This is a genomic window from Roseicyclus amphidinii (assembly GCF_030163755.1).
In the GTDB taxonomy this organism is placed as follows: domain Bacteria; phylum Pseudomonadota; class Alphaproteobacteria; order Rhodobacterales; family Rhodobacteraceae; genus Roseicyclus; species Roseicyclus amphidinii.
Genome location: NZ_JASJOE010000144.1, coordinates 1 through 1,410, shown reverse-complemented (window position 1 = coordinate 1,410; position 1,410 = coordinate 1). Strand labels below are relative to the sequence as shown.

Genomic DNA, 1,410 nt, shown 5'->3' with positions numbered 1-1,410 from the left:
CTGGCGCTTGGGGCCTGCGCCATCGCGGCGGGCGCAGGCGCGCTGCGGTTCCAGATCGCAGCCGCGGCGGCCTGGTTCAGAGAACGGGGGTGACGCGCGCGCCGCTGGCCAGCCGCACCGCCCATTGATCCACCGCGGTGGCGAAGCGCTGCCGCAGGTCGGGGAAAGCCGCGATCAGCACCTCGATGGCCTGCTCGCGCAGGTCCGCATGGGTGGCGACCGACGGATCGGCGCTGCGCGGGCCGACGCCGTCGAAGATCACCTCGGCGCGGCGGTCGTTGATGCGTCGGACCGCCCAGATCACGCCCAGCGTGTCGAACACGATGGACTCGCCGTTGCGATACCAGCCGCGCGTGCGCACCGCGTGGGTCGTCAGGAAATGCCGCAGGTTCTCGGGATCGGTGTTGAGGATATCGGCGCAGATGCGCGACCAGCCATCCTCGAGCGTGCGGCTCAGGCTCATCCAGTCCTCGGCCCCGAGTTGGCGAAAGGCCAGCCGGTCGGCGGCGTCGATCATCTCGGCGACCTCGTAGATGACGTCGCCGATCTCGGCCCGCGCGAAGGGCGCGTTCACCGCGCAGGACGGGCACAGCTGGACGATGGCGGGTTTGGCGGCTTCGCGGTGGACATCGGTCATTCGGCTCACGGGGGGAAACTCCGGCAGATGGGTGGTGGTGTCTGGTAGGTAACGGCACCGCCCCGGAACAATGTAGCCCACGCCGGTATCGTCCTCCCCGTCCCCGCCGCCCGCGCCGCCCGCGCGGCGGATTGGCACGAAACCTGCACCCTCGGGGCGACACTTCACCCGGAGAGCCCGATGACCGACACCCCGGACCCCGCCAGCCCCGATGCCCTGCGCCTTGCGCTCGAGGCGGCCGAAGCCGCGACCGACGCCGCGGGCGAAGCCCAGACCCTGCGCCGCAGCGCCGAAGGCGCTCTGGCCCGGCTCGACAAGGCCGCGGGCCGCACCGGGCCGCTGCTGATCGGCTGCCTCGTCGGCTCGGTCTCGGTGCTGGGCCTTGGCGCGCTGTTTCACCTGCGCGCCCTCGACGACATGCGCATCGCCACCGCCGCCCAGATCGAGGCGCTGGCGGTCTTCACCACGCGGGTCGGCGATCTCGATGCCCAGCTCGAGGCTGTGGCCGCGATGACCGACAACGCCGCGGCGCTGGGAGACGGCGTCGATGCCTGCACGCTGCAACTGCAGGACACGCTCGACGCCCGGCTCGCCGAGATGGCGGTCCAGCTCAACGCCGAGCACGAAACCACGCGCGCCGCCGCCTCGCAGGCGACCACCGCGCTGCTCGACGCGCAGCGCGCGGGCGACGAGGCGACGGTTGCCGCGATCACGGCGGGGGCCTCGGACCTTCAGCTTGCGCTGTCGCGGATGCTGGCCACGGGCCTGCCGTC

General features: G+C 72.3%; 2 protein-coding genes. One reads left to right on the top strand and one right to left on the bottom strand.

The window, feature by feature from the left end; all coding sequences use genetic code 11:
* Positions 1-76: 76 nt before the first annotated feature.
* Complete coding sequence (locus tag QQK83_RS19260) at positions 77-637, bottom strand: hypothetical protein (protein WP_284267060.1); 561 nt, start codon at positions 635-637, stop codon at positions 77-79.
* A gap of 180 nt (positions 638-817) precedes the next feature.
* On the opposite strand from QQK83_RS19260, the gene QQK83_RS19255 reads away from it, so the two are divergent.
* Positions 818-1,410 (top strand): hypothetical protein (locus tag QQK83_RS19255; RefSeq protein ID WP_284267058.1); only part of this gene is annotated, 593 nt, incomplete at its 3' end.

Bases quoted from the DNA above. Each gene is read 5' to 3' on its own strand.
- QQK83_RS19260 (WP_284267060.1), bottom strand. From the start codon at position 637: ATGACCGATGTCCACCGCGAAGCCGCCAAACCCGCCATCGTCCAGCTG.